At 63.5% G+C, this 22,451-nt stretch carries 19 protein-coding genes; 18 read left to right on the top strand and 1 reads right to left on the bottom strand.

Annotated features, from left to right (window positions below):
- Nucleotides 1–15: 15 nt before the first annotated feature.
- From ACFPFG_RS14475 to ACFPFG_RS14410, 14 genes are all read left to right on the top strand, one after another.
- A complete protein-coding gene (locus ACFPFG_RS14475; RefSeq protein ID WP_380107147.1) occupies nt 16–762 on the top strand; it encodes a type II secretion system minor pseudopilin GspK in 747 nt (248 codons plus the stop codon).
- A gap of 70 nt (nt 763–832) precedes the next feature.
- On the top strand, nt 833–2,008 hold the full coding sequence (locus tag ACFPFG_RS14470) for a PilN domain-containing protein (protein ID WP_312371262.1): 1,176 nt from the start codon (nt 833–835) through the stop codon (nt 2,006–2,008).
- A complete protein-coding gene (gene gspM, locus ACFPFG_RS14465) occupies nt 2,005–2,577 on the top strand; it encodes a type II secretion system protein GspM (RefSeq protein ID WP_183020174.1) in 573 nt (190 codons plus the stop codon). The genes ACFPFG_RS14470 and gspM overlap by 4 nt, the downstream gene beginning before the upstream one ends.
- 50 nt (nt 2,578–2,627) lie before the next feature.
- Complete coding sequence (locus ACFPFG_RS14460; RefSeq protein WP_380107144.1) at nt 2,628–3,269, top strand: hypothetical protein; 642 nt, start codon at nt 2,628–2,630, stop codon at nt 3,267–3,269.
- Between the two features lie 22 nt (nt 3,270–3,291).
- Nucleotides 3,292–5,763, top strand: a complete 2,472-nt coding sequence (gene gspD, locus ACFPFG_RS14455; protein WP_380107142.1) for a type II secretion system secretin GspD — start codon at nt 3,292–3,294, stop codon at nt 5,761–5,763.
- 77 nt (nt 5,764–5,840) lie between these two features.
- Entirely contained in the window at nt 5,841–6,278 is a 438-nt protein-coding gene (locus ACFPFG_RS14450; protein ID WP_183020177.1) for a hypothetical protein, read from the top strand.
- 204 nt (nt 6,279–6,482) lie between these two features.
- The gene (locus tag ACFPFG_RS14445; protein ID WP_380107140.1) at nt 6,483–8,249 is read left to right on the top strand and encodes a cell surface protein; all 1,767 of its coding nucleotides are present in this window, start codon (nt 6,483–6,485) and stop codon (nt 8,247–8,249) included.
- A 100-nt stretch (nt 8,250–8,349) separates the two neighbouring features.
- The gene (locus tag ACFPFG_RS14440; RefSeq protein ID WP_380107138.1) at nt 8,350–9,261 is read left to right on the top strand and encodes a peptidylprolyl isomerase; all 912 of its coding nucleotides are present in this window, start codon (nt 8,350–8,352) and stop codon (nt 9,259–9,261) included.
- A 213-nt stretch (nt 9,262–9,474) separates the two neighbouring features.
- On the top strand, nt 9,475–10,275 hold the full coding sequence (locus tag ACFPFG_RS14435) for an ABC transporter permease (RefSeq protein ID WP_183020180.1): 801 nt from the start codon (nt 9,475–9,477) through the stop codon (nt 10,273–10,275).
- Nucleotides 10,272–11,558: an ABC transporter ATP-binding protein gene (locus tag ACFPFG_RS14430; RefSeq protein ID WP_312371279.1), complete on the top strand. Its 1,287-nt coding sequence runs from the start codon at nt 10,272–10,274 to the stop codon at nt 11,556–11,558. Before ACFPFG_RS14435 ends, ACFPFG_RS14430 begins: the two co-directional genes overlap by 4 nt.
- 3 nt (nt 11,559–11,561) lie before the next feature.
- Entirely contained in the window at nt 11,562–12,623 is a 1,062-nt protein-coding gene (locus ACFPFG_RS14425; protein WP_183020182.1) for an acyltransferase, read from the top strand.
- Between the two features lie 45 nt (nt 12,624–12,668).
- Nucleotides 12,669–13,424, top strand: a complete 756-nt coding sequence (locus ACFPFG_RS14420) for a class I SAM-dependent methyltransferase (protein ID WP_380107134.1) — start codon at nt 12,669–12,671, stop codon at nt 13,422–13,424.
- The gene (locus tag ACFPFG_RS14415) at nt 13,378–13,569 is read left to right on the top strand and encodes a hypothetical protein (RefSeq protein ID WP_380107132.1); all 192 of its coding nucleotides are present in this window, start codon (nt 13,378–13,380) and stop codon (nt 13,567–13,569) included. Before ACFPFG_RS14420 ends, ACFPFG_RS14415 begins: the two co-directional genes overlap by 47 nt.
- A gap of 41 nt (nt 13,570–13,610) precedes the next feature.
- Nucleotides 13,611–14,471, top strand: a complete 861-nt coding sequence (locus ACFPFG_RS14410; protein ID WP_380107130.1) for an SAM-dependent methyltransferase — start codon at nt 13,611–13,613, stop codon at nt 14,469–14,471.
- A 52-nt stretch (nt 14,472–14,523) separates the two neighbouring features.
- Here ACFPFG_RS14410 and ACFPFG_RS14405 read toward each other — a convergent pair whose 3' ends face one another.
- Complete coding sequence (locus ACFPFG_RS14405) at nt 14,524–18,345, bottom strand: methyltransferase domain-containing protein (RefSeq protein ID WP_380107128.1); 3,822 nt, start codon at nt 18,343–18,345, stop codon at nt 14,524–14,526.
- A 347-nt stretch (nt 18,346–18,692) separates the two neighbouring features.
- Between ACFPFG_RS14405 and ACFPFG_RS14400 the strand changes: the two genes are divergently transcribed.
- From ACFPFG_RS14400 to ACFPFG_RS14385, 4 genes are all read left to right on the top strand, one after another.
- Nucleotides 18,693–19,466 (top strand): glycosyltransferase family 2 protein, encoded by a 774-nt coding sequence (locus ACFPFG_RS14400; RefSeq protein ID WP_183020186.1) that lies wholly within the window; start codon nt 18,693–18,695, stop codon nt 19,464–19,466.
- Nucleotides 19,467–19,471: 5 nt separating this feature from the next.
- Nucleotides 19,472–20,575, top strand: coding sequence for a glycosyltransferase family 4 protein (locus ACFPFG_RS14395; protein WP_183020223.1), 1,104 nt, complete (start codon nt 19,472–19,474; stop codon nt 20,573–20,575).
- A 110-nt stretch (nt 20,576–20,685) separates the two neighbouring features.
- Nucleotides 20,686–21,576: an acetylglutamate kinase gene (argB, locus tag ACFPFG_RS14390; RefSeq protein WP_183020187.1), complete on the top strand. Its 891-nt coding sequence runs from the start codon at nt 20,686–20,688 to the stop codon at nt 21,574–21,576.
- Between the two features lie 121 nt (nt 21,577–21,697).
- Nucleotides 21,698–22,417, top strand: coding sequence for a response regulator transcription factor (locus tag ACFPFG_RS14385; protein ID WP_012203252.1), 720 nt, complete (start codon nt 21,698–21,700; stop codon nt 22,415–22,417).
- Nucleotides 22,418–22,451: the final 34 nt, after the last annotated feature.

Raw genomic sequence — 22,451 nt, 5'->3', positions numbered from 1 at the left:
CGCACACAGCAGGGCATGGCCCTGATTCTGGTGCTCTGGATCGTGGCTGCCTTGGCGATTTTTGCCAGCAGCCTGGGCGGCGTCGTTCGCCAGGAGGCGGCTGTGGGCGGGGTGACACGGCAATTGGCGCAAGGGCGCGCACTGGGAGAAACAGCCATCTATCAGGTGCTGCAACGGATGGCGGTCAAGCCCGCCGACTTCCGGGAGTTCAGCGTCGTTCCCGTCTCGCTCGGGGGCGCGGTTGTCGAGGTGGATATCATTCCGTGGAGCGGCCTGGTGAACATCAATGGTGCATCGTCTACGCTTTTGTCGGCCTTGCTCACCCAGGTGGCGGGCTTGGGGCAAGGGCCTGCAGAGGTGCTTGCCCAGGCCATCGTCCAGGCACGCACCGGCGATGGGCAAAGGCGGGTGTTGCGTCCTGCCTGGGAGTCGCCGGAGGACTTGCTCCAAGTCCCGGGCATGACCTATGACATCTACTCCCGCTTGCGGGATTTTGTCGTGGCCGATGTCAGTGCGCGCTCCAGCATCAATCCTGCTGCCGCTCCTGCGCAATTGCAACCGTGGCTTGAACGCGCGGACGGCGTTGCTGCCTTTCGGCAGACCACCATAAGCTCACGCTACAGCCTGGTGGCGAAGGTGCCTTTTGGCGGAGGGAGTGGCGTGAGGCTGGTGCGGCAGGTCGATGTGCAAGGCGGCACGGCAAACAGGCGGTTGCCTTGGGTTATTTTTTCGGCTTCCCAAGCCTGGGTCGGACGCATGTAGGCCTGATGCGGCGCGGCAATCAAAAGGAACTGACGACTATGGCTCAACTATTACAACAACGGCGGGATGCATGGCCTTGCTGACATCTGATGCCAAATTTTTCGGCCTCGATCTGAGTTCACTGGGTGGGCAATTTCGCGATGCTTGGCAGCAATTGACCCAATTGCCATGGCTGCGCCGCTGTCTGCCTGCTGCACGCATGCAGCTCATCGGCGCAGACGGTACAGGTCAGCGGCAGATGCATGCAGCCTGGGTGCGTGGCAATTCACTGACCTTGTCGGATGCGGCGCAAGGAGATGTTTCTCCATCTGCTGCCTATGCCGGCGTGCTGCTGTCGCCAGACCTGGTGCTGGCGCGTACGCTGCGGCTGCCTCGCCTGTCGCCGCAGGCGCTGCACAGTGCGGTGGCGCTGGACGTGCAGACCATGTCGCCCTTTTCTGCTGTGCAAACGCTTTGGGGCTATGCGCTGCGGCCTGATTCCGGGTCTGACTCTGCAGGCATGCAACAGGTTGATGTGGTGATCACATCGCAGGATCTGGTCGCCAAAGTGCTGCAGGAACAGGCTGAGCGCCTGCCCCAGGGCATGGCTCCGGAGGTCTGGGCCTCATCGCTGTCCAGCCCCGTACTGCTCCAGGGATTTGGCGAGTCACGCCGTTTCGGCCGTGAGGCGCGCCAGCGCATGTGGATGCTGCTGGGCCTGGCGGGCGCCATCGCCTTGGCCATTGCGCTGGCAGTCACTCCCACCCTGCAGTTGCGGTTGAGGGCCCTGGATGCCAGCGATCAGTTCAAGCGGCTTTCCCAGGCATCTTCCGAAGTCGTGGCCAAGCGCCAGGCGGCGGTGGACGAATCGCAGAGCGTCGCAGACCTGCTGACGCGCCAGCAGCAGCAGGTTGACCATCTGCGCGTATTGGCTCTGCTGACGGAGCTGCTGCCGGACGACACGGCTGTGCAGCGGATCAAGTTCGCTGGCAACAAACTCACCATCGTGGGGCTGAGCGACAACGCATCCGATGTCGTATCCGCGCTGTCCAAGCAAGCGGGCTTCAGTGAGGTACGGCTGCCCAGTGCGGTCACGAGGCCCACTCGCTCCAACAAGGAGAGCTTCACTCTGGAGGCCGTGATTGATCCTGCGGTTCTGGGGCTGTATGCGGCCCCGGCTGCGACTGCAGCCGACGCTGATGCAGAAAACAAGCCTTCGGATGCTGATGCTCCCAATGCTCCAGCCTCCGCAAAGGAGGGCGCATGAGCACTAGTGCAAAACTGTCGTTGCGCCAGCTGGCGCTGCTGGCTGTGCCTGTTGTATTGGTGCTGGTGCCCGTGGTTCTGCTGGCTTTTTGGGTGAATGAGCGTCACCAATGGGCCCAGGAGCAACTCGATACCCTGGAGCCGCGCTATGCGCGCCTGCTGGGTCTGCAGGCCCAGGAGGAGGAAATACAGCAGATGCTGGAGCGCATAGGCAGCGTCAAGGCCCGCCATGTCTATCCGGGCGAGAACGATGCCACGCAGACGGGCAACATCGTGCAGCAAAGCCTGCGCTCGGCCCTTGACCGCGCTGGTCTGACGGTGGTCAGCAGCCAGGTGCGGCCGAATCCCGAAGAAGGGCCTTTCGAGCGCATCGATGTCGTCACTACCGTCGAGGGCGACTGGCCAGCCATGCAGATGGGGCTGCTGTCCTTGAAGGACATCAGTCCCACCGTCTGGCTGGACAACGTTGAAATCAACCTCATGGGATCTCTTCAGACCAACGACACGAAAGCGGCGCCCAAGTTCAGTGCCCAGCTCACCTTCAGCATTCTCCGGAGCAAGACATCGTGAAGCACCCCATCAATTGGCTGGGCTGGAGTCTTGCTGGCGCCCAGGTGGCAATGTGCGGTGCGCTGGCATGGGCATGGCTCACTCCTCAGGGTGAGATCAGAGACAGCCGCTGGCAGCCGCCGCTGGCCATCAAGGCGGATATCGAGTCACTGCTGCAGCCGCAGCCATCCAGGAAAGCGCCTGACGCAGAGGATGATCGCCAACTGCTGCAAATGCAGGAGCGGCCGCTGTTTGCGATGAGCCGCCGCCCGCCGCCGCCTCCACCCCCGCCGAAAAAAGTGGATGCGGAACCACCCCCCGAGCAGGATCAATGGTCCCAGGCCAAGGTGACAGGCCTTTTCGATGGAAGCGTCTCCGGCGCCATCATCGTCTATGGCGGCAAGGAGCAGCGCCTGATGCTCAACCAAACCCTGGATGGCTGGAAGCTGCTGAGCATCCAGGGCCGCGGAATCGAGATCGGACGCGGGGAAACACGCCGCTCTCTCACTTTGACCAAGGCTGCGCTGGACAAGGCCCCTGCATTGCCTGCGGGTGCACGCTTGCCGCGGCCTTCTGCTGGCGCGTCCGGCGCCGCCCCTGACGGTGGCTCGAACAACAACGCTGCCGCTGAACGCCCCGAGCCGCCCCGGCCGGGTGCGGGAGGAGAGGCCTCCCTGGGTGGAGGCCCCAATCTGCCCCGCCGCCGCAACTGAAAGAACTCACCGAACACATCTTATGCAACTGACTAATCGACCTATCCGAACCGCATTGGCACTTGCCGTGTGCCAGTTGCTGCTGGCCTGCGCGCAGCCTGCCAAGAACAACTTCGTCAGCCACTTCCGCGAAGACACCCGGCAGTCGGACTATGTATTCCTGCCGGACGATGATGCGGATGCGGCAAAAGGCAAGAAGTCCGAAAGTGCGGACAGTGCCAAGCCCCGCATCCTGGACGGCACCGGCAAGCTGCTGGGTGAGGCCAAAAGCTTCCCGGCCGTGGAGGGCAAGCCCGTCAAGCTCAATTTCGAGGATGCCCCGCTGTCGCAGGTGGTGCGCACCGTGCTGGGGGACATCCTGTCGCTCGACTACGTGCTGCACCCCCCCATCACGGGCAACATCACGCTGAGCACGCGCAGCACCATTCCTGCAGACCAGGCGCTCAATCTGCTCGAAACCGCACTGCAGGCCAATGGCCTGGCCATGGTGCGCGATGCGCGTGGCACCTACCATGTGGGCCGGGTCGATGCGCTCAAGAGCATCGGCGCCACCGTGCGCCAGGCCGTGTCAGACAAGCCTCTGGCGCCGGGCTACGGCACCATCATCGTGCCGCTGCAGTACATCGGCGCCAACGAGATGGCCGCCATCCTGCGCCCCATGGTTCCCGGCGATGCCATCCTGCGCGTGGACAACATTCGCAACCTGCTGGTCATGGCCGGGTCGCGTGCCCAGGCCGAGGGCTGGCTTGACATGGTTCGGACCTTTGACGTCAACCTGCTGGAAGGCATGTCTGTGGGGGTCTTCCCCCTGAAGTACGTTTCCATCCAGGAAGTCAGCGCTGCACTGCAGATCATGAATGGCGGGGCAGGGGCTGGCGGCGCAGCTGCGCCGGGTGTGGCACCAGGGGCAGCAAGCGCAGTGCGCCCAGGCGCTGTCGGTGCCGGTGCGATTGCCGGTGGAGCGGGGGCGGCGGCAGGCGCCGCCGCGGGTCTGACCGAGGGCAATCCCTTGTTTGGTGCCCTGCGCATCATGCCCATCGAGCGCCTCAACAGCATCCTGGTGATCACGCCGCGCGCCGCCTATCTGGACGAAGCACGGCGATGGATTGCCAAGCTGGATCAGCCTGGTTCTGGTGGTTCCCAGCCCCAGTTGAACATCTATCGCGTGCAAAACGGCAATGCCCGCCATCTGGCGGGCGTGCTGGCGGGCATTTTTGGCGGAGCCATGGCAGGGACTACTGCCAACAGCGGTGTGGCTCCGGGGTTGGGCACTTCCACCGGTGGCAGTGGCTTCGGAAACAGCAGCTTTGGCAATAGCGGTTTCGGTAACAGCGGCTTTGGCAATAGCGGGTTCGGGAACAGCGGGTTCGGCAATAGCGGCTTCGGCAATAGCGGTTTTGGCAATAGCGGCTTCGGAGGAAGTGGCTTTGGCAATAGCGGCTTCGGTTCCGGCCAGCGCGTGGGCAGCAATACGGGCTTTGGGCAGTCGGGGGCGATGGGGCAGCCAGGCAGCCAGGGTGCTGTCGGTGCCAACCTGGGCAGTATCCGTGTCATGGCCGACGAGCTCAACAACACGGTGCTGGTCTGGGGTACTCCAGCGGAGTTCGAACGCATCGAAGCCACGCTCAAGAAGCTGGACCTGCCACCGACCCAGGTGCTGATCGAGGCCAGCATCGTCGAGGTCACACTCAATGACGGGCTGGAGTTCGGCCTGCAATGGGCATTCAATGGCGGGATACACAACAGCCACGCTGACGGGACGGGTACGCTGTTCGGGCAGAAGGGCAACGAGTCATCCACGCTGGGCGATGCACTGGGCATGGGTTTCAACTACACGGTGAGATCCTCTGCCGGCAGAGTCCGTGCCACGCTCAACGCGCTGTCAACCAAGACCAATGTCAAAGTGGTGGCAAGCCCCACGCTCATGGTGCTGGACAATCACACGGCCGCCATTGCCGTGGGCACGCAGCAGCCCTACCGATCCGGCGAGACCTCCACCAGCGCGACGGTGGGCAGCACGACCACCAATTCCTATCAGTACAAGGATACCGGCGTGAACCTGCAGGTCACGCCTTCGGTCAACGCCGGCAACCTTGTCACCATGACGGTCAATCAGCAGGTCACCGATGTGGGTAGCGAGGACACGATCACGAAGCAAACAGCCTTCCTGCAGCGGCAGCTTTCCAGTCGAGTGGCGGTGCGCTCTGGCGAATCCATCGTCATGGGGGGCTTGATTCAGGAGACAAATAGCAACAGCCGTAACGGCGTTCCGTTCCTGCATGATTTGCCCGTGGTCGGCAACCTGTTCGGGTCCAGCACCAATTCGGGGCGGCGCACCGAATTGCTGGTCATCATCACCCCGCGTGTGGTGCGCACGGATATTGACGTGCGTGAGGTCAGTGAAGACCTGCGTGAACGAATGCGAGCGCTCGCTCCCATACTCAAGGCGCCGAGTTCCGTGGAAGTGGGGCCGCTCACACCTGCCGTACCTTGAGTATTGATGAGCAATCAATCAGGAACATTTGAGCGCCCCAGGCCTCCAATTCCCCTTTTTCCGGAGAGAAAAACCGCATGAAGCACTCGACATTCCCTTTTCCTCTGGCCGCGCGTTCGCGCTGGCTGCAATGGGGCGCCGGCCTGGCCTGCGCCGCAGTCCTGGCAGGCTGTGCCACCACCGGCGCACAGGACCAGAGCCCCGAGGCCCAGGTGACCCAGCGCTCTGCCGCCTACCTGAAGGCACGCCAGGCCGGTGAAGTGGACAAGGCCTACGCCTTGCTGGCGCCTTCCTACCGCGCCGTCAAGAACCAGGAGCGCTTCCGCCTGGAGCAAGGCGCCGCCACCGTGCTCAGGGGCGGGGACCTGGTCTCCGCCAAGTGCGAGGAAACCCGCTGCCAGGTGCTGCGCAACTACAGGACCAAGGTCCCCATGATGGGCGATGCCGAGGTGCCTCTGAGCATCTATGAAACCTGGGTCAGCGAGGACGGCCAGTGGTGGCTGTTCATGGAGTAAGTTCAGCTACCCTTGTGAGCAAATGTCTGGGATAATTCGCCGTCCCTGTACGCAGCTGGCCAGTTGGGTGTTGTTTTTTTCGCAAAACAGCACTTGGATGCCCTGAAAAAGCCATATAGGGGCGTAACTGGCTGTGCTACGATTCCCCGGCGATCAATCGTGGTGGTTGCAACTACCTTATCTTTTTTACTGGAGATAGTTCTTATGAAGAAAAATGTTCTGGCCCTGAGCATTGCTGCCATGGTTGGTGGCCTGGGCTTCGCCGGCGTGGCTTCGGCTGACGTCGTTCAAGGCAAGGTTGCCGCTGACCGTTCGACCGGCATCGGCGTCACCAATGCCACGAAGTTCCAAGTGACCGAAGGCGGTACGGGCCACAACCTGGTCGTGCCTTACTTCAATGCTCAGAACGGCAACATGACCGTGCTGCACCTGGTGAACACCGACACCGAAAACGGCAAGGCCGTGAAGGTGCGTTTCCGTGGCGCCGCCAACTCTGACGACCTGCTGGACTTCCAAGTCCTGCTGTCGCCCCAGGACGTGTGGACCGCTGCCGTGGCCCAAGGTCCTGATGGCCGCCTGCAACTGACGACCTTCGACAACACCTGCACGCTGCCCGCTCTGCGTTCGCGTCCCGTGGCTCTGGATGAAAGCTTCAGCAGCGTGCCCGCACGTACTGGCGCTGGCACCGCTGGCTATTTCAACTCCACCACCGGCCGCCTGAACCCCAAGCTGTCGGCTGAAGCTGCTGCCAACGGTACGCGTGAAGGCTATGTTGAAATCTTCAACATGGCTGACATTCCGAAGAAGAACAGCTCGACCTACGCTGCACCGGGTTTTGACGACGATTCCGCTCTGTACAAGACCATCAAGCACAACGGTTCTGGCGTTGCTGCCTGCGACACAACCGTGCTGAAGGAAGTGCTGCTGAACGGCGAGTACAAAGATGAAGTTGAAATTGCCAAGCAAGGCATGACCACTCCTACCACCGGCCTGATGGCTGACTGGTACATCATGAACGTGCCGCAGACCACCACGTTCTCCGGTGCTGCTACCGCTGTGACGGCTACGACTGAAGATGGCGCTGCTGCCCGTGGCAACTTCGTTGTGTTCCAGCAAAAGTCCAGCGCTGCTACCGAAGGCGGAGTGACCGTGAACGACACCACGGCAGATCCTCTGCTGCTGAAGTTTGCTGCTGGCAACATTGGCCTGACCAAGGACGACGTTGGCGCGGTTGCTGGTCTGGGTACATCGGACGAGCCGTTCATCATTGCTAACCTGAACGATCTGCCGGACATGTCGACGCCTTACCTGGTGAACACTGCTACGCCAGCCGTTAAGGTGACCGCACCTGCGCAAGCTCAGGCTCTGACGCGCGCACTGGCCACAAAGAACGTGATCAACCAGTACGCCAACGATGTCAGCATCAATGGTAAGACTGATTGGGTGTTCTCCATGCCTACACGCCGTTACAGCGTGGCATTGGCATACACCAGCGAAGCATCTGCAGCTGCAAAGACTGTGTTCACGTCTGGCATCAAGGGTGCTGGTGCTGGAACGAAGGAGTTCTTCTACACTGGCAATGCTAAGCTGGATGCAGCTACCGCCCGTGGTGACGCACGTATCTGCGTGGACGCCAACAGCATCGTGACCTATGGCCGCGAAGAAGAAGAAAAGTCTGATGACTTCGATCTGTCGCCCGCTCCTGCCTCCAAGACTTCGTTCTGCGGCGAAACCAGCGTGCTGAAGTTCGGCGTGGCTCAATCCGACGTGTCGGTGCTGGGTGCTTCCGTTGCCTTCCAAGGCATCAAGAACCCCATTTCCAAGCGCGGCTGGGCCAACATCTCCACGACCAACAACAGCAACGGTCTGCCTATCCTGGGTTCCGCCTTCATCAAGCTGACCAACCCCAGCGCTGGCGCAGGCTTCTCGGGCACCTACGGCATCACCTGGCCCCACCGCTATGTGCGTTAATTTGTTTGCGTGAGCAAGCAACTTAAAGCCTAAGTAGCACTCAAAAAAGCGGGACGAAAGTCCCGCTTTTTTTATTTGTACCGACGAGAAGACGCCAACTATGCAAGTGACCAAGACTTCTGCTTTTCCCCTGTCGCGCGTGTACCTGGCACTGGCCCTGGCGGCCGGTGGCCTGGCCAGTGTGCCGGCCCGGGCCGACGAGGCCAGGCTGCTGATGGACGGCCCTGCCACCCGCATCACCACGGCCGATGTCAATGCCGATGCCCAGCGCATGCCTGAGGATGTGCGCACCGTGATCCTGTCCCAGCCGCAGCAGGTGCAGCAGATCGTCTCGAATCTCTATGTGCGCCGTGCCCTGGCAGATGATGCCGAAAAGCAGGGCCTGGGCAAGACGCCCGAAGTGCAGGCCGTGCTGCGCCTGGCGCGCGACAAGGTGCTGTCGGATGCCTGGATAGAGCAGTTGCGCGAGCGCAGCCGCCTGCCCGCCCAGGTGGCCGAGGCCCAGGCCCGCAGCCTCTACAACGCCAAGCCCGAGCGCTTCGAGCTGGCCGAGCAGGTGCAGGTGCGCCACATTCTGGTTGCCGGCGATGCCCCGGAGTCCAAGGCAAAGGCCGAGGAACTGCTGGCGCAGCTCAAGACAGGTGCCGACTTCGCTGAACTGGCCAAGGCGAATTCCGCCGACAAGGGCAGCGGCGCCAAGGGAGGTGATCTGGGTTATTTCAGCCGGGGCCGCATGGTGCCCGAGTTCGACAAGGTGGCCTTTGCGCTGGACAAGCCCGGCGCGCTCAGCGACTTGGTCAAGACCCAGTTCGGCTACCATATCCTGCGCCTGGAAGGCCGCAAGCCCGCCGGCACCAAGCCGTATCTGGAGGTGCGCGAACAGTTGCTGGCTGAAGTGCAGGACAAGGCAGCGCAGGACGCCATCACTGCCGAGGCCGACAAGCTGCGCGCAGCGGCCAAGCCGCATACCGAGGCCATTCGCAGCTTCAGCGAAAGCGTGAAAAAGCCCTGAAGCCATTGGGGCAGGACTGCTGCAGTCCCGTCTTGCGCGATCGAGTGAAGCTGCGTTGCTCGCACAGGCAGCAAAAACTGACACTCTTTGCCTGGACAGCCCCATAAAGGCAGGCACAGACCCGGCGTCTTGCGCGAAAATGCCGGGTTTGGCATGAACGAAGTGCCGCTGCGTCGCCATGCGACGTGGGCGGCACTTGTCGCATAACAACGCATGTACTCTTTATTCGGCGAATGCCGCGCGCTGTGGCAGGCACGCAGCCTGCTGTGGGTGATGACCCGGCGCGAGGTGGCGGCTCGCCATGCGGGCACGGCCGCAGGCGTGCTCTGGCCCTATCTGCAGCCCCTGCTCACGGTGGCTGCCTACTATCTCGTGTTCGACGTGGTGTTCTCCATGCGCCTGGGCGACAACGCGCCCACGCATGCTGTGGGCGCGTTCCTGGTCGTGGGCGCCTTGCCCTGGATGGCGTTCTGCGATGCCACGGCACGTGGCATGAACAGCCTGATCGAGGCGGGAGGCATTCTGCAGAAGAACGCGTTGCCACCCGTACTGTTTCCCATGCGGGCCGTACTGGCCAGCAGCGTGATCTTCGGGCCCTTGCTGGTGCTGGTGGCACTGGCCTATCTGCCCCAGCATGGATTGAACACCTCGATGCTGGCCCTGGCGCCGCTGCTGCTGGGCCAGTTGCTGCTGTGCGCGCTGCTGGCCTATGCGCTGGCCATCCTCACGGCGGCGCTGCGCGATGTGGGGCAGTTGGTGACCTTCCTGCTGTCGGTGGGCATTTACCTGTCGCCCATCCTGTTCCCGCTCACGCTGTTCCCAGAGCGTTGGCGCTGGGTGCTCTGGGCCAATCCCATGACGGCGCTGGTGCTGGGCTACCAGAATGTGCTGCTGCAGGGCCTGTGGCCCCAGCCCGCGGTGTGGGTGGCCCTGGGCGCCTGGCTGCTGGTGCTGGCCGTGCTCCTGAACGGCCTGGTGCGGCGCAGCCGCGATCAATTGGTGGACTGGCTATGAACGCCAAGCATGTCGAGCTGCCCGAAGACCTGGTTTTGCGCGTGCGCGACCTGGGCAAGGAATACAAGCTATACCCGTCGCCGCGCGCGCGGTTCAAGGCGCTGCTGACGGGAACCGCCACGCACCGCAGCCATTGGGCGCTGCGCGATGTGTCGTTCGAACTGCACCGCGGCCAGTGCATTGGCGTGATTGGCGACAACGGTGCAGGCAAGAGTTCGCTGCTCAAGCTGTTGGCAGGTACCTTGCAGCCGAGTTGCGGAACGATCGAACGCGTGGGCCGGGTGACGGCCATTCTGGAGCTGGGCGCCGGGTTCCATCCTGATTTCAGCGGCCGGGACAATCTGTATTTCGGCGGCAGCCTGATCGGCATCAGCCCCGAGCGCATGCGCGAGCTGGAGCCCGAGATCGCGGCCTTCGCCGAGCTGGGCGAGGCGATGGAGCGCCCGGTCAAGACCTATTCCTCGGGCATGACCGTGCGCCTGGCGTTTGCGCTGGTGACGGCGGTGCAACCCGATGTGCTGATCATCGATGAAGCATTGGCCGTGGGCGACCAGCATTTCCAGAAGAAATGCATAGAACGCATCATGGCCTTCCGCAACAGCGGCTGCACCATCCTGTTCTGCTCCCACAGTCCTTACCACATCCGCCATCTCTGTGACGCTGCACTGTGGCTGCGTGGGGGGCAGGTGGCACAGTTCGGCGACACCGAGCAGGTGCTTGCTGCCTACGATATGCACACACGCGAGCGCCAGGAGCGCGAGCAGCAAGCGCTGGAAGGTGCTGCTGCATCCGAGGGGGCAGGCGGGCGTGGGCAGGCCAGGGCGCATGAGGCAGAGGCTCCGCCATCGGGGCCCGTGGCTGCCGTTGACAGCGGCACGGCCTGCATCCTGTCGGTGGATGTGAAGGATCTGGCCGAGCCTGAGGGCGATCAGCCTGGCCTGCTGCAGAGCCAGGATCTGGTGGTGACCATCACGGCGCGCGGACGCGGGGAGGAGCGCCCGCACATAGGCTTCATGATCGAGCAGTCCAAGGGCGTGGGAATCACCTCCCTGGCCACCCACGAAGATGGCGCTTTTCCGCGGCAATTGCCTGATGGAACCTGGCAGACGGTATTGACCTTCCCCGAACTGCCTCTGCACAGCGGCGACTATGTGATCAGTGCCTTCCTGTTCGATGAGACAGGTCTTGCCGTCTATGACGAGTGGTTCCAGTTCCTGCATCTGCGCTTCATCTTCCCAAAGCCGCTGCCCGGATTGGTGCGCCTTCCTCATCACTGGAACTGAACGATGGCGCAGGAGTCGGCACGATTGCAGCAGCAGGCGCCGCCCGCTGGCGAGGCCAGGTCGGGTGTTGATCCACGCTTGAATCTGCTCAAGGTACTGGCATCGTTCGGCGTGATCATGGTGCATACGGCGGTGCTGCGGGTGTCGCAGGTCGACGTGCACAGCCTGGGTTGGTGGGTTGCCAATATCGGAGACGCGGCCGGGCGCCTGGGCAGTTCCATGTTTGTGATGGTGGGCGGGGCGGTGCTGTTGGCGCGGCCTGCCGAACGTGATCCCTGGGGCATGGTAGGCCAACGCCTGTCCCGGCTGCTGCCGGCGCTGCTGTTCTGGTCGGTGTTCTATTTCGCTTGGCGCCAGTGGATGTGGGGCGGAATGACCTGGGCGGGCATCGTGCAGGATGTGGTGCTGGGCAGTCCCTGGTACCACCTGTGGTTCATGTACATGATGCTGGGCCTGTACCTGATGATGCCTGCCATGCGCTATGCGGTGCTGGGCGTGGGGGATGGTCCGGGATGGCGCCATCTCTTGGCCGTGGCAGCGGGCATGACGTGGTTTGTCTCCATCGCACAGACGCTGCAGAAGACCTCGCATGCCAGCTTCATCGGGCTTGCTCCCCTGTTTATCGTCTATTTCCTCGGTGGCTACTATCTGCTCAGGCGCCCGGTGCGCCTGGCGTCATGGCAATTGTGGCTGGGCGTGATCCTGGCGATTGCGGGCATGGCAGGGGGTGTGGCGTTGCTTTACCCGGCGCTCAAGGAGTGGGCCTTCGTGCTCTTCTACAGCAATCGCAGCCCTTTTGCGATGGTGCTGACCTTCTGCGTTTTCTTGCTGGCACTTCGCTTTCCCGCGCACAGGGTGCCGGCCTGGGTCAACCACCTGGGCAAGGCCACTTTGGGTATCTATGCCATTCACCCCTTCTGGATCGATATGCTGGCGCGTTGGGGCTATGGCCTTGCACAAGCCGGCAGTTACTGGCCTTTGATGACGCTGCTGGTGTTTGCGCTGTCTGCGGTGACATCGCTGGCGCTTTTTTCGCTTCCCCCGCTGCGGCGCCTGGTGAGCTGAAGACGGTTTTTCGGCCTTTGCACACAACTCTCCCCGGATAGTTCAATGAATACAACGAGTTCTCTGCCCACGGATTTGAGCGAAGGGCAACGTCTGCTGAAAGAAGCCAGCCAACTGCTGGAGCAGGGAGACAGGGCTGGCGCTGCCCAGGTACTGCTTCGCGCACGAAGCGAAAACGATGCGCTGCTGCAGGCTCATGAGCTGATAGAGACCCATGGCCTTGTGGGCTCGTTCTCCAACATCATGGGGCTTGAGTGCAGGATCTCGCCACAGGACGATATCTTTGGCTTCTTCCGTGGACATCCCTCCAGCCGCAATCCGCTGCGCGACTACTTCGCTGATGGTTGGCGCACGCTGTCGGAGCTGATGCTGCTGCTGGAGGCAGTGGACAAGCCCTTGCTGCGCACGGCCAGCGTGCTGGAGTTCGCCAGCGGCCATGGCCGCTTCACACGGCACCTGGTCAAGGCGCTGGGTGCGGAACGGGTCACGGTCTCGGACATCGTGATCGATGCCGTGGACTTTTCCAAGCAGACCTTCGGTGTGCAGGGCTTTGCGTCGGCCAGCGTGCCGGAGCAGGTACGCTGGCCTCAGCAGTACGAGCTGGTGTTCGTGCTGTCGCTGTTCAGCCATCTGCCGCGCTCGACCTGGACACGATGGCTGCAGGTGCTGCGTGATGCGGTGGCGCCGGGTGGTCTGCTGGTGTTCAGCACCCATGGCGTGAAGGCTGCGGATTTCGATAGCGTGACACTGGACGATGACGGTTTTTTTCTTCGCACCGTCCAGCGAATCGAATGCCATTGATGCCAATGAGTACGGCACGGCCTTCACCTCGGAGCGTTTCGTGCTGGAGCGCATTGCCGAAACCTGGGGCAGTGATGCCTTGCGCCATCGTTCACTGGTGCATTTCTGGAATCACCAGGATGCCTATGTGCTTCAACGGCTGTGAACGGCAGCCAGGCCATTTGATAGAACAAAGAGGACGATTGCATGAGTTGGAAGCTGCGCTTGCAGGAGAGACTGTTCGGCCTGGCGCCATGGGATGCCGGCAAGATCACGGATGAATGGTTTCGTGCACATTTCAACTACGCGGCAGATCTGGCGCATGATTGGCTGGGTCGGTCGCTGGATCTGTCCAAGGCTCGGCTGCTGAATTTCGGCTGCGGCGATGGCATTACCGATCTGGCCCTGGTATTGCGCCATGGTGCGACGTCCATCCACGGCATCGACATCCGCCAGGAATACGCCAAGCTGCCGCGCATCGCGCGAGAGCAATTGGGCATGTCGCGCATTCCTGCAGCGCTGAGCTTTGAGACCATCGTGCCCAATTCGCCACTGGCGGGGCGCCATGCAAATTACGATGGATTGCTCAGTTGGTCCACCTTTGAGCATGTGCAGCGCGACAAGGTGCTGCCGATTCTGGCCGACCTGCACGCCTGCCTGCGCCCTGGCGGGGTGTTCTTCCTGCAGATCGAGCCGCTGTTCCATTCGCCCTGGGGCTCGCATCTGCGCCGCTATGACGATGTGCCTTGGCACCACCTGATGGCTTCGGAAGAGGAGCTATGGAGCATCATCGACAAGCATGAAGGTCCGTTGGATGCTGCCGAGGTGGATTTCGGCTTTGCCGATTTCGGTGTCGAGGGTTACAAGCGCTTTGTCTTCAAGGAGTACCAGGCGCTGAACCGACTCACTGCCGATGAGCTGATCGATATCGCCCGGCAGGCCGGCTTCGAGGTGCTGCGCGAGGAGCGGCGCCATGTGGATATGCCCGTTCCGCAGGCGCTGCAGGGACGATATCCCGAGGATTGGTTGCGCAATAACGAGATCTTGCTGTTGCTGGGCAAGTCCTGAACTGCGCAGGCATCGCCATTTTGGCGGCGCCTGCGAGTTCATGGTCCAGGGCTCAGGCCTGCAGCCAGTTCTTGACACGCCGCTGCCAGTGCGCAGGAATGCACCTGGCCACGCCACGCAGGACTGGCATGGAGCGCAACCGTGCCAGGGCGGCCAATGCCATTGAGCTGGCCACATGGGCTTCGCGCTGCAGGCGATGCGTTGCCAGAAAAACCTGGGGCAGGGGCTGGAGCACGGCCTGTTCGCAAGGCTGAAGGCCTTTCAGGTAGCTTTGCGCATAGAAGGCTTCGCCAGCCAGCGCCTGCGGCATGTCTGACGCAGGAGGAGTTTCCGGTGCCTGTGAGGCGATGAAATGCGCCTGACGTACCTTGGCGAAGAAATCCAGCCATTGCGCAGGGCTGGCATCCCAGGCGTGGACCCATGACCATTCACGCCCGGCAAGACGTTCCGGAAACGCACCGATATCGGGGCCGACGACAGGCAGGCCAGAAGCCAGGCACGCGCTGAGCGTGTAGCTATAGGTCTCCGGCCATTGCGCAGGGAACCAGGCCAGGTCGGGCTGCAGCCACTCCAGCAGCGCAGGCAGCTCCTCTTCCTTGTAGCCGCCATGCACGGTCAGGCGAGCGCGCGGCTGGGTCTGCAGGCTGCGGTAGCCGTAACCCAGCAAGTGGAACTCTACGGGTGCGCCACGCTTGGCGGCCTCCTGCGCCACGGCTTCCAGCACGTCGGCGCCCTTGATGGCGCTCATGGCACCCAAGACCACGACTTTGAGCGGGGCTGTCTCGGCCAATGGTCGCGCTGTTGGAGCCGGCAGCTGTGCCGGCAGGTCGGTGTGGGCAACCGCCTGGACACGCGCGCCGGGCGCGAAGCCGGCGATCCGGCCGGCCGTGTCCTGGCTGGGCGCGAGTACATGGCGCGCATTGTTCAGCAGCAGCGCATTGCGATGGCGCCACTGGGCCACGGTGCCTGCGTAGGGCGCGGTGTCTCCCGGCTCGCAGCAGCCGCACTCTCCTGCACGTGGCGGTTCGATGTAGCGGTTGTCCATGCCGGTCAGCGAGATGTTCTTGCAGTAGGTGTAGAAGTCGTGGGCCGTGAAGTCGTAGGCCGCACCCAGGCGGGCGGGAAGGTCCAGGATGGCTTCGCTGTGGCCCAGCAGGTGCTGGTAGTGCACATGCACCACGCCCAGCTGGCGCAGGGCCTGCACCAGTTCCTCCATCTGGTCGGCGACGCGGAAGGCCAGCTCGAAGGCTTCTTTCTCTTCGGCGCGGCGCAGCACCACGGCGCCGCCTGCAGCGGGAGACAGGGTCAGGAACAGGGCCTTGCCTTGCAGGTGCTGCGCCAGTTCGCGCACATGGCGAACGGTGCCGCCCGCTCGGTCATGCAGGACGGAAAGCACCACCGGCTGGTGTGCGGCGTCTGCCTGCAGGCGAGCCGCATCAAGCGCCAGGCGAGCCGTGCGTGCGGGATCCGCTTGGACAAAGGCCATGACATCGGCTTCATAGCGCGGATGCAGGCGGCGCAGCGTCTCCATGGCGGCACGCTCGCGCGGGCTCTTGCTTTCTCCGAAGCTCACGCCGCCCGTGTGCAGCACGAAGGTGTCCAGCAGGTGCAGGTTGCGCCAGCCGGCGGCTGCGGCGCGTTGGCAGAAGTCGTTTTCTTCGCCATAGCCCTTGCCGAAATGCTCGGTGTCGAACAGGCCGACGGCGTTCAGGCTGTCGCGGCGTATGTACATGCAAAAGCCCACGCCGGTGGGCACGTCCACCACCTGGCCGGGATTGGTGCGCGCGCACAGTGCATCGATGGCGGCGGTGTCCATGCCGGGCGGCAGGTCGTTGCCCTCGCAAAAGCGCGGGTAGCTGCAGATGGTGGCATTGTTGGAGAACGGCGTGACCGAGGCAATGCGTGCATCGCCATAGGCAGCCTTGCGGATGCGGTCCAGCCAGTCATTGGCGACCACGGTGTCGCTGTTGAGCAGCAGCACGTCATGGGCGGTGTTCAGCGCCATGCCACGGTTGACGGTGCCGACGAAGCCCAGGTTCTCCTCGTTCTCCAGCAGGGTGATGCGGGGCTCTTGCGCCGCCTTCTCACGCAGCCAGGCCGTGACTTGGGGCTCGGGGCTGGCATCGTTGATGACCACGAGTTGCCAGTGCGTGCGGCAGGGGCTGGCCAGTACGGACTCTATGCAGTTGCGCGTGTCGTCCAGGCCGCGGTACACGGGCACGATCACATCGACGGGCTGCGGCGGCATGGCCTGTGGCACGGGAGTTTGGACAGGGGCAGGCGCGGGCGTGCGGCCCAGCAGGCGGTCAATGCGCATCTTGGCGTGGACGAGGGGGCGCGTGGCCCGGAAGACGGTGGAGTTCTCTATGTCGCGCAGGTGCTGTTCCAGCCGTGCGAAGTCCCGCTGCACGCGGGTGGCCTCCTGCTGCCAGATGGCGCGCTCCTTGCTTTGCGTCGCGTGGCTCTCTTCTAGCAGAGCATTGCGATGCGAAAGGCCCTTGATGGAGTCACTCTTGTGCTGAATCTCAACATTCAGCCCCTGAAGCTCATCGGTCAGCCGGCTAATGGTTTCCGCATGTTGCTGTTCATGCACCAAGTTCTGGGTGTGCAGTTGATCCTGCAGATCATTGGCCCTGCTGCGTTCCTGCGCGATCTGCCGCTCAAGCGGCTGCACGGCCCCGGCCAGCGCCAGATAGTCGGCCGACATGGGCCATCCCATCTCGATCTCCAGCGAGGCGCCACGCAAGGGGGTCAGGGTTTCTGCGGGAATGGGAAGTTCGAACCAGGGGTCATCGCCGGTCAGCAGCAGCATCAGCGCGAATGCACCTGCCGGATGGGGCCCGTTCCACACCAGCTGATGGTGCGGGCGTTGCCCCAGCAAGGCGGCATCCGAATCCTCGGGACGCCATTGCCAGACGACGGCGCCTTGCCCATCCAGCAAGGCCAGCCGGTGCAGGTGCACGAAGCCCGGCCGGTCGGCAAGGTCCAGGCGCAGATGGCTCAGCGAAGTGTTGTGGTCGGGCAGTGCAAAGCGCAATGTCTGGCGTGCCTGGCCAATGATGCCGGTGGTGGAGAGCTTGCTTTCTTCGTCATAGCGGCCAGCGCGAGCCATGTAGAGCTGTGCCGTGAATAGGGCATGTGCCTGTGGATAGTTCACGGGCGGCTCGATGGCCTGTGCCTGGGCCACCGGGGCGGCACTGGCGATGAATTGATAGGCCAGTGCATCGGGCGTGGCCAGCAGGTGGCGTGCGACTGCCGGTGGCAGGCTGTCGTAGGCGACGCGGAACTCCGATTCGGGCAGGGCCCGCTCGATGGTGTCGATGCCATCGACCTGCCAGCCTTGTTCGGCCAGAAAGCGCGACAGCGAGCGCCGCGTGAAAAAGCGCAGGTGAGTGCGATCCAGCAGGCCTTCTTCGCGGTAGCGGAATTCGCCGTGCAGCAGTTCTGCCACCAGGCCGCTGTAGCCCGCATTGGGCACGGAGATCAGCAGCCGGCCTTCAGGCGTCAGCCGCTTGCGGCATGCCGCCAGAATGCGCTCGGGCTGGCGCAGGTGCTCCAGCACGTCGGCGCAGACGATGTAGTCATAGCGCGCATCGCCGAAGAGCTGGTCCAGGTCGCAGTCCTCCAGGTCGGCCACATGGACATGGCGGTAGAAGGGCGCGGCATGGCGCGCCTCTTCCTGGCTCAGGGTGACGCCATCGCAGACGCATTGCTTGTGCTCGGCGAGAAATGCGCCCAGCGCGCCGCTGCCGCAACCCAGATCCAGTATGTGCGCCTGGGCCCGGACATGGCCGGCCAGCACGGACAGCGACGTGCGCTCGTTCAGATCGACGGTGCGCAGGTAGACGTGGGGATCGGAAATGGGTGTGGTCATAGGAGATGGGGCGCCGGGCAATCTCTCCGTTGGGAGCAGGAGCCGCGGCCGTATTCATTCACGCCAGACGGCCTTGGCCAGTCCGCAGCGGGCAGCAAGATGCGCCCACGTCGGGCGCAAAAAATCCCGGAAGTCCGGGCGGCAGATTGTCGCGCATCATAATCCCGGCCACCGCAGTGACTGCATGGCATGGCCGGGTAATGACATATTGCGCGGCTGTTGCATTTTTTTGCATTACAGCAAGCCTGCTGACGCTTGACAAAAGCCATCAGCGGAATACTGGGTGCCGCCGTTTCTGCGGCGCGTGATTCCCGTGCGGGAGTTTGAAGATCTGAAGGGCGGCATTGATGGGTTCATCGTTGGTCGTGTCCGTGGTGAGCCACGGGCATGGCGCTCATATCCAGAGGCTGCTTGAATGCCTGGCTTCGGCACGCCTGGCGCCAGTGTCCCGCGTGGTGTTGACGCTCAACATCCCCGAGGTGGAGCCTCTGGCGCCAGCTTCCGGCTGGCCTTTTGCCCTGGAGATCCGGCGCAATGCGCAGCCCCTGGGTTTTGGCTGCAACCACAACCGGGCGCTGGCGAATGCGCGGGAGCCATTTGTCTGTGTGATCAATCCTGACGTGTACTGGGGAGCACAGGAAGAGCCGCTGCAGGAGCTTCTGGCGCTGGCGGCCCGGCCGGGATGGGCCCTGGCCTACCCACCGCAGATCGGCGAAGACGGCACGCTGCAGGATTTCGAGCGGGAGCTGCCGTCTTTCTGGAATTTGCTGCGACGCAAGCTGCACGGGCGTGTGGAGCAGCGTGTGGAATGGGTGAATGCGGCCTGCCTGGTGATGGGCCGGGACAGCTGGATGCGGCTGCGTGGGTTTGACGAAGGTTTCTATATGTATTGTGAGGATGTGGATCTGTGCCTTCGCCTGCGCGCGCTGGGCGGAGAGCTTCGGCGTGGTGAATTGCCTGTCGTCCATGCGGGTCAGCGGGCGAGCCGGCGCAGCCTGCGCCATGGCGCATGGCACGTGGCCAGCCTGCTGCGGCTGTGGAGCCGTCCGGCCTACCGCAAGGCCCGAGCCCTGCCACAGGCAGCGCCCTCGCTGCGCAGCCTGCATGGGGAGTCATCGTGATCTGGATGGCGGTATTGGCCTTCATGGTCTCCTTCATCGGCTGTGCGCTGCTGCTGCGCTGGGCTCGGCGGTCCTCGACGTCCTCTTACGGATACGACAAGCCGCAGCGCTTTCACATCGGCGAGATACCCCGGCTTGGGGGCGTGCCGATGTACCTCGGGCTGGCCGTGTCCTGGGGAGTGGGCACGTGGCTGAGCATGCGCGGAGACCCATCGTCGCTGCGCATGCAGCTATGGGTTGTCGTGTGCCTGGCCGCCATGCTGCCGGCCGTGGTCGGCGGCGTCATCGAGGATGTCTCGCAGCGCCTGAGCGTGCGTTACCGGCTGGTGCTGACCCTGCTGAGCGCCGTGCTGGCTGTTTTGCTGTGCGGCCTCACCGTGCCCCGGCTCGGCTGGCCCTGGCTGGAACAGGCACTGGGCCCGGCCATGCCCTGGCTGGGCATGGGCCTGGCAGTGCTGGCCCTGACGGGCCTGCCCCATGCCTTCAACATCATCGACGGCTACAACGGGCTGGCCGGCATGGTGGCCACCATCATCTGCCTGGCGCTGGCCCACGTGGCATTGCAGGTGGGGGACCGGACCCTGGCCGCCATGCTGGTGACGCTGGCCGCCGCCACCTGCGGCTTCCTGGTCTGGAACTATCCGCGCGGCATGATGTTTGCCGGCGACGGCGGGGCCTATGTCTGGGGGCTGGCGATTGCCCTGGCCAGCATTGCCCTGGTGCAGCGCAATTCCGCAGTCTCGCCATGGTTTCCCATGCTGCTGCTGATCTATCCGGTCTGGGAGACGGTGTTTTCCATTTACCGCAAGCTGATGCGCGGCATGTCGCCGGGCATGGCGGATGCCCTGCATTTCCACCAGTTGATCTACCGGCGCATCGTGCGCGGCGTGTTCGACGACGATCTGGCACGGCGCATGCTGCGCCGCAACAACCGGACTTCGCCCTATTTGTGGGCCTTCACGCTGCTGACCGTGGTGCCGGCGCTGCTGTTCTGGAGCAATACGCCCGTTCTGGTGGGTTTTTGCCTGCTGTTCGTGGTCAGCTATGTGATCGCCTATCTGGCCATCGTGCGCTTCAAGCTGCCGGGCTGGATGCAGAACAATGGATGATGGCCGGGCGCCAGTGGGCGTTCCGTCATCCGGGCATGCAACACTGCCGCGCAGTTGCGGCACAATGCCCGCCTTGTTGTTGACTACTTCCACGCCCCCGGGCTAGCACCATGAACGATATCCTCTCGATTGCCCCCCGCGACAAGGCCGAAATCCTCGCCCAGGCCCTGCCCTACATCCGCAAGTTCCATGGCAAGACCATGGTCATCAAGTATGGCGGCAACGCCATGACCGATCCGGCCCTGCAGGCCGACTTCGCGGAAGACGTGGTGCTGTTGAAGTTGGTGGGCATGAATCCGGTGGTGGTGCATGGCGGCGGGCCGCAAATCGAGACGGCCCTGAACCGCCTGGGCAAGAAGGGCGAGTTCATCCAGGGTATGCGCGTGACGGACGCGGAGACCATGGAGGTCGTGGAATGGGTGCTGGCCGGCGAGGTGCAGCAGGACATCGTGGGCCTGATCCACCAGGCCGGTGGCAAGGCCGTGGGCCTGACCGGGCGCGATGGTGGCCTGATCCGCGCACGCAAGCTCAAGATGGTCGACAACAAGGATCCGAGCATCGAGTACGACGTGGGCCAGGTGGGCGATATCGTCTCCATCGACCCCAGCGTGGTGCGCGCGCTGCAGGATGACGCCTTCATCCCCGTGATCAGCCCCATCGGCTTTGGCGAGGAAAACGAGAGCTACAACATCAACGCCGACGTGGTCGCCAGCAAGCTGGCCACGGTGCTGCAGGCCGAAAAGCTGGTGCTGCTGACCAACACCCCTGGTGTGCTGGACAAGGCCGGCAGCCTGCTGACCGACCTCACGGCGCGCGAGATCGACGCCCTGTTCGCCGACGGCACCATCTCGGGCGGCATGCTGCCCAAGATCAGCGGTGCCCTGGATGCCGCCAAGGCCGGCGTCAACGCCGTGCACATCATCGATGGACGCGTGCCGCATGCCATGCTGCTGGAAATCCTGACCGACCAGGCCTACGGCACCATGATCCGCAGCCATTGAGGCCCGATGACGCGGACTTTGCGGTTCGCGTTACCATCGTGCATGGCCCGGGCGTGGTCTGACGGCCTGGGCCGGTTTGCTGCAAGCCGCCTTTGGGCGGCTTTTGTTTTTTAGGTTTGATATGCGTTTGCTTCTTGTGGAAGACGATGTGATGGTGGCCAGCGGCATCAAGCTGGGACTGTCCGATGCGGGGTATGCCGTGGACTGGGTCGGCAGTGCCGAGCGCGCCCTGGAGGTGCTGGCCCAGGAAGCCTTCGACCTGGCCGTGATCGACATCGGCCTGCCGGGCATCGACGGGCTGGAGCTCACACGCCGCCTGCGCAGCAGCGCTGTCGAAAGCTCGGCCATGCCCGTGCTGATCCTGACGGCGCGCGATGCGCTGCAGGACCGCGTGCAGGGCCTGGACCAGGGCGCCGACGACTACATGGTCAAGCCCTTCGAGCTTCCCGAACTGCTGGCCCGGCTGCGCGCGCTGCTGCGCCGCTCGCAGGCGGCCACATCGGCCGTCCTGAGCTTTGGCCCCATCGAGCTGGACACGGCAGGCCGCCGCGCCGGCGCGCGCCAGCCTGCGCAAGACGATGAGAGCGAGGGAAAACTGCTGCCCATCGACCTGGGTCCACGCGAATGGACCGTGCTGGAATACCTGCTGATCCACGCGCCCAAGCCCGCCAGCAAGGACAAGCTGCTGCAGGCGCTCACAGGCTGGGACCGCGAGATCACGCCCAACGCGGTCGAGGTCTATGTCTCGCGCCTGCGCAGCAAGCTGGAGCCGCATGGCGTGGCGCTGCGTTCCATCCGGGGCTTCGGCTATCGGCTGGAACTCTCGCATACCGCCGCCTGATGCGGACATGGCGCATGGCCCCAGGCGCTGACCG

Origin of the sequence: Delftia deserti (genome assembly GCF_042653485.1) — a bacterium.
Classification (GTDB): domain Bacteria; phylum Pseudomonadota; class Gammaproteobacteria; order Burkholderiales; family Burkholderiaceae_C; genus Comamonas; species Comamonas acidovorans.
This window is presented reverse-complemented; position numbering and strand designations above follow the sequence as displayed.

Bases quoted from the DNA above. Each gene is read 5' to 3' on its own strand.
- ACFPFG_RS14475 (WP_380107147.1), top strand. From the start codon at position 16: ATGGCCCTGATTCTGGTGCTCTGGATCGTGGCTGCCTTGGCGATTTTT.
- ACFPFG_RS14470 (WP_312371262.1), top strand. From the start codon at position 833: ATGGCCTTGCTGACATCTGATGCCAAATTTTTCGGCCTCGATCTGAGT.
- gspM (WP_183020174.1), top strand. From the start codon at position 2,005: ATGAGCACTAGTGCAAAACTGTCGTTGCGCCAGCTGGCGCTGCTGGCT.
- ACFPFG_RS14460 (WP_380107144.1), top strand. From the start codon at position 2,628: ATGTGCGGTGCGCTGGCATGGGCATGGCTCACTCCTCAGGGTGAGATC.
- gspD (WP_380107142.1), top strand. From the start codon at position 3,292: ATGCAACTGACTAATCGACCTATCCGAACCGCATTGGCACTTGCCGTG.
- ACFPFG_RS14450 (WP_183020177.1), top strand. From the start codon at position 5,841: ATGAAGCACTCGACATTCCCTTTTCCTCTGGCCGCGCGTTCGCGCTGG.
- ACFPFG_RS14445 (WP_380107140.1), top strand. From the start codon at position 6,483: ATGAAGAAAAATGTTCTGGCCCTGAGCATTGCTGCCATGGTTGGTGGC.
- ACFPFG_RS14440 (WP_380107138.1), top strand. From the start codon at position 8,350: ATGCAAGTGACCAAGACTTCTGCTTTTCCCCTGTCGCGCGTGTACCTG.
- ACFPFG_RS14435 (WP_183020180.1), top strand. From the start codon at position 9,475: ATGTACTCTTTATTCGGCGAATGCCGCGCGCTGTGGCAGGCACGCAGC.
- ACFPFG_RS14430 (WP_312371279.1), top strand. From the start codon at position 10,272: ATGAACGCCAAGCATGTCGAGCTGCCCGAAGACCTGGTTTTGCGCGTG.
- ACFPFG_RS14425 (WP_183020182.1), top strand. From the start codon at position 11,562: ATGGCGCAGGAGTCGGCACGATTGCAGCAGCAGGCGCCGCCCGCTGGC.
- ACFPFG_RS14420 (WP_380107134.1), top strand. From the start codon at position 12,669: ATGAATACAACGAGTTCTCTGCCCACGGATTTGAGCGAAGGGCAACGT.
- ACFPFG_RS14415 (WP_380107132.1), top strand. From the start codon at position 13,378: ATGACGGTTTTTTTCTTCGCACCGTCCAGCGAATCGAATGCCATTGAT.
- ACFPFG_RS14410 (WP_380107130.1), top strand. From the start codon at position 13,611: ATGAGTTGGAAGCTGCGCTTGCAGGAGAGACTGTTCGGCCTGGCGCCA.
- ACFPFG_RS14405 (WP_380107128.1), bottom strand. From the start codon at position 18,345: ATGACCACACCCATTTCCGATCCCCACGTCTACCTGCGCACCGTCGAT.
- ACFPFG_RS14400 (WP_183020186.1), top strand. From the start codon at position 18,693: ATGGGTTCATCGTTGGTCGTGTCCGTGGTGAGCCACGGGCATGGCGCT.
- ACFPFG_RS14395 (WP_183020223.1), top strand. From the start codon at position 19,472: ATGGCGGTATTGGCCTTCATGGTCTCCTTCATCGGCTGTGCGCTGCTG.
- argB (WP_183020187.1), top strand. From the start codon at position 20,686: ATGAACGATATCCTCTCGATTGCCCCCCGCGACAAGGCCGAAATCCTC.
- ACFPFG_RS14385 (WP_012203252.1), top strand. From the start codon at position 21,698: ATGCGTTTGCTTCTTGTGGAAGACGATGTGATGGTGGCCAGCGGCATC.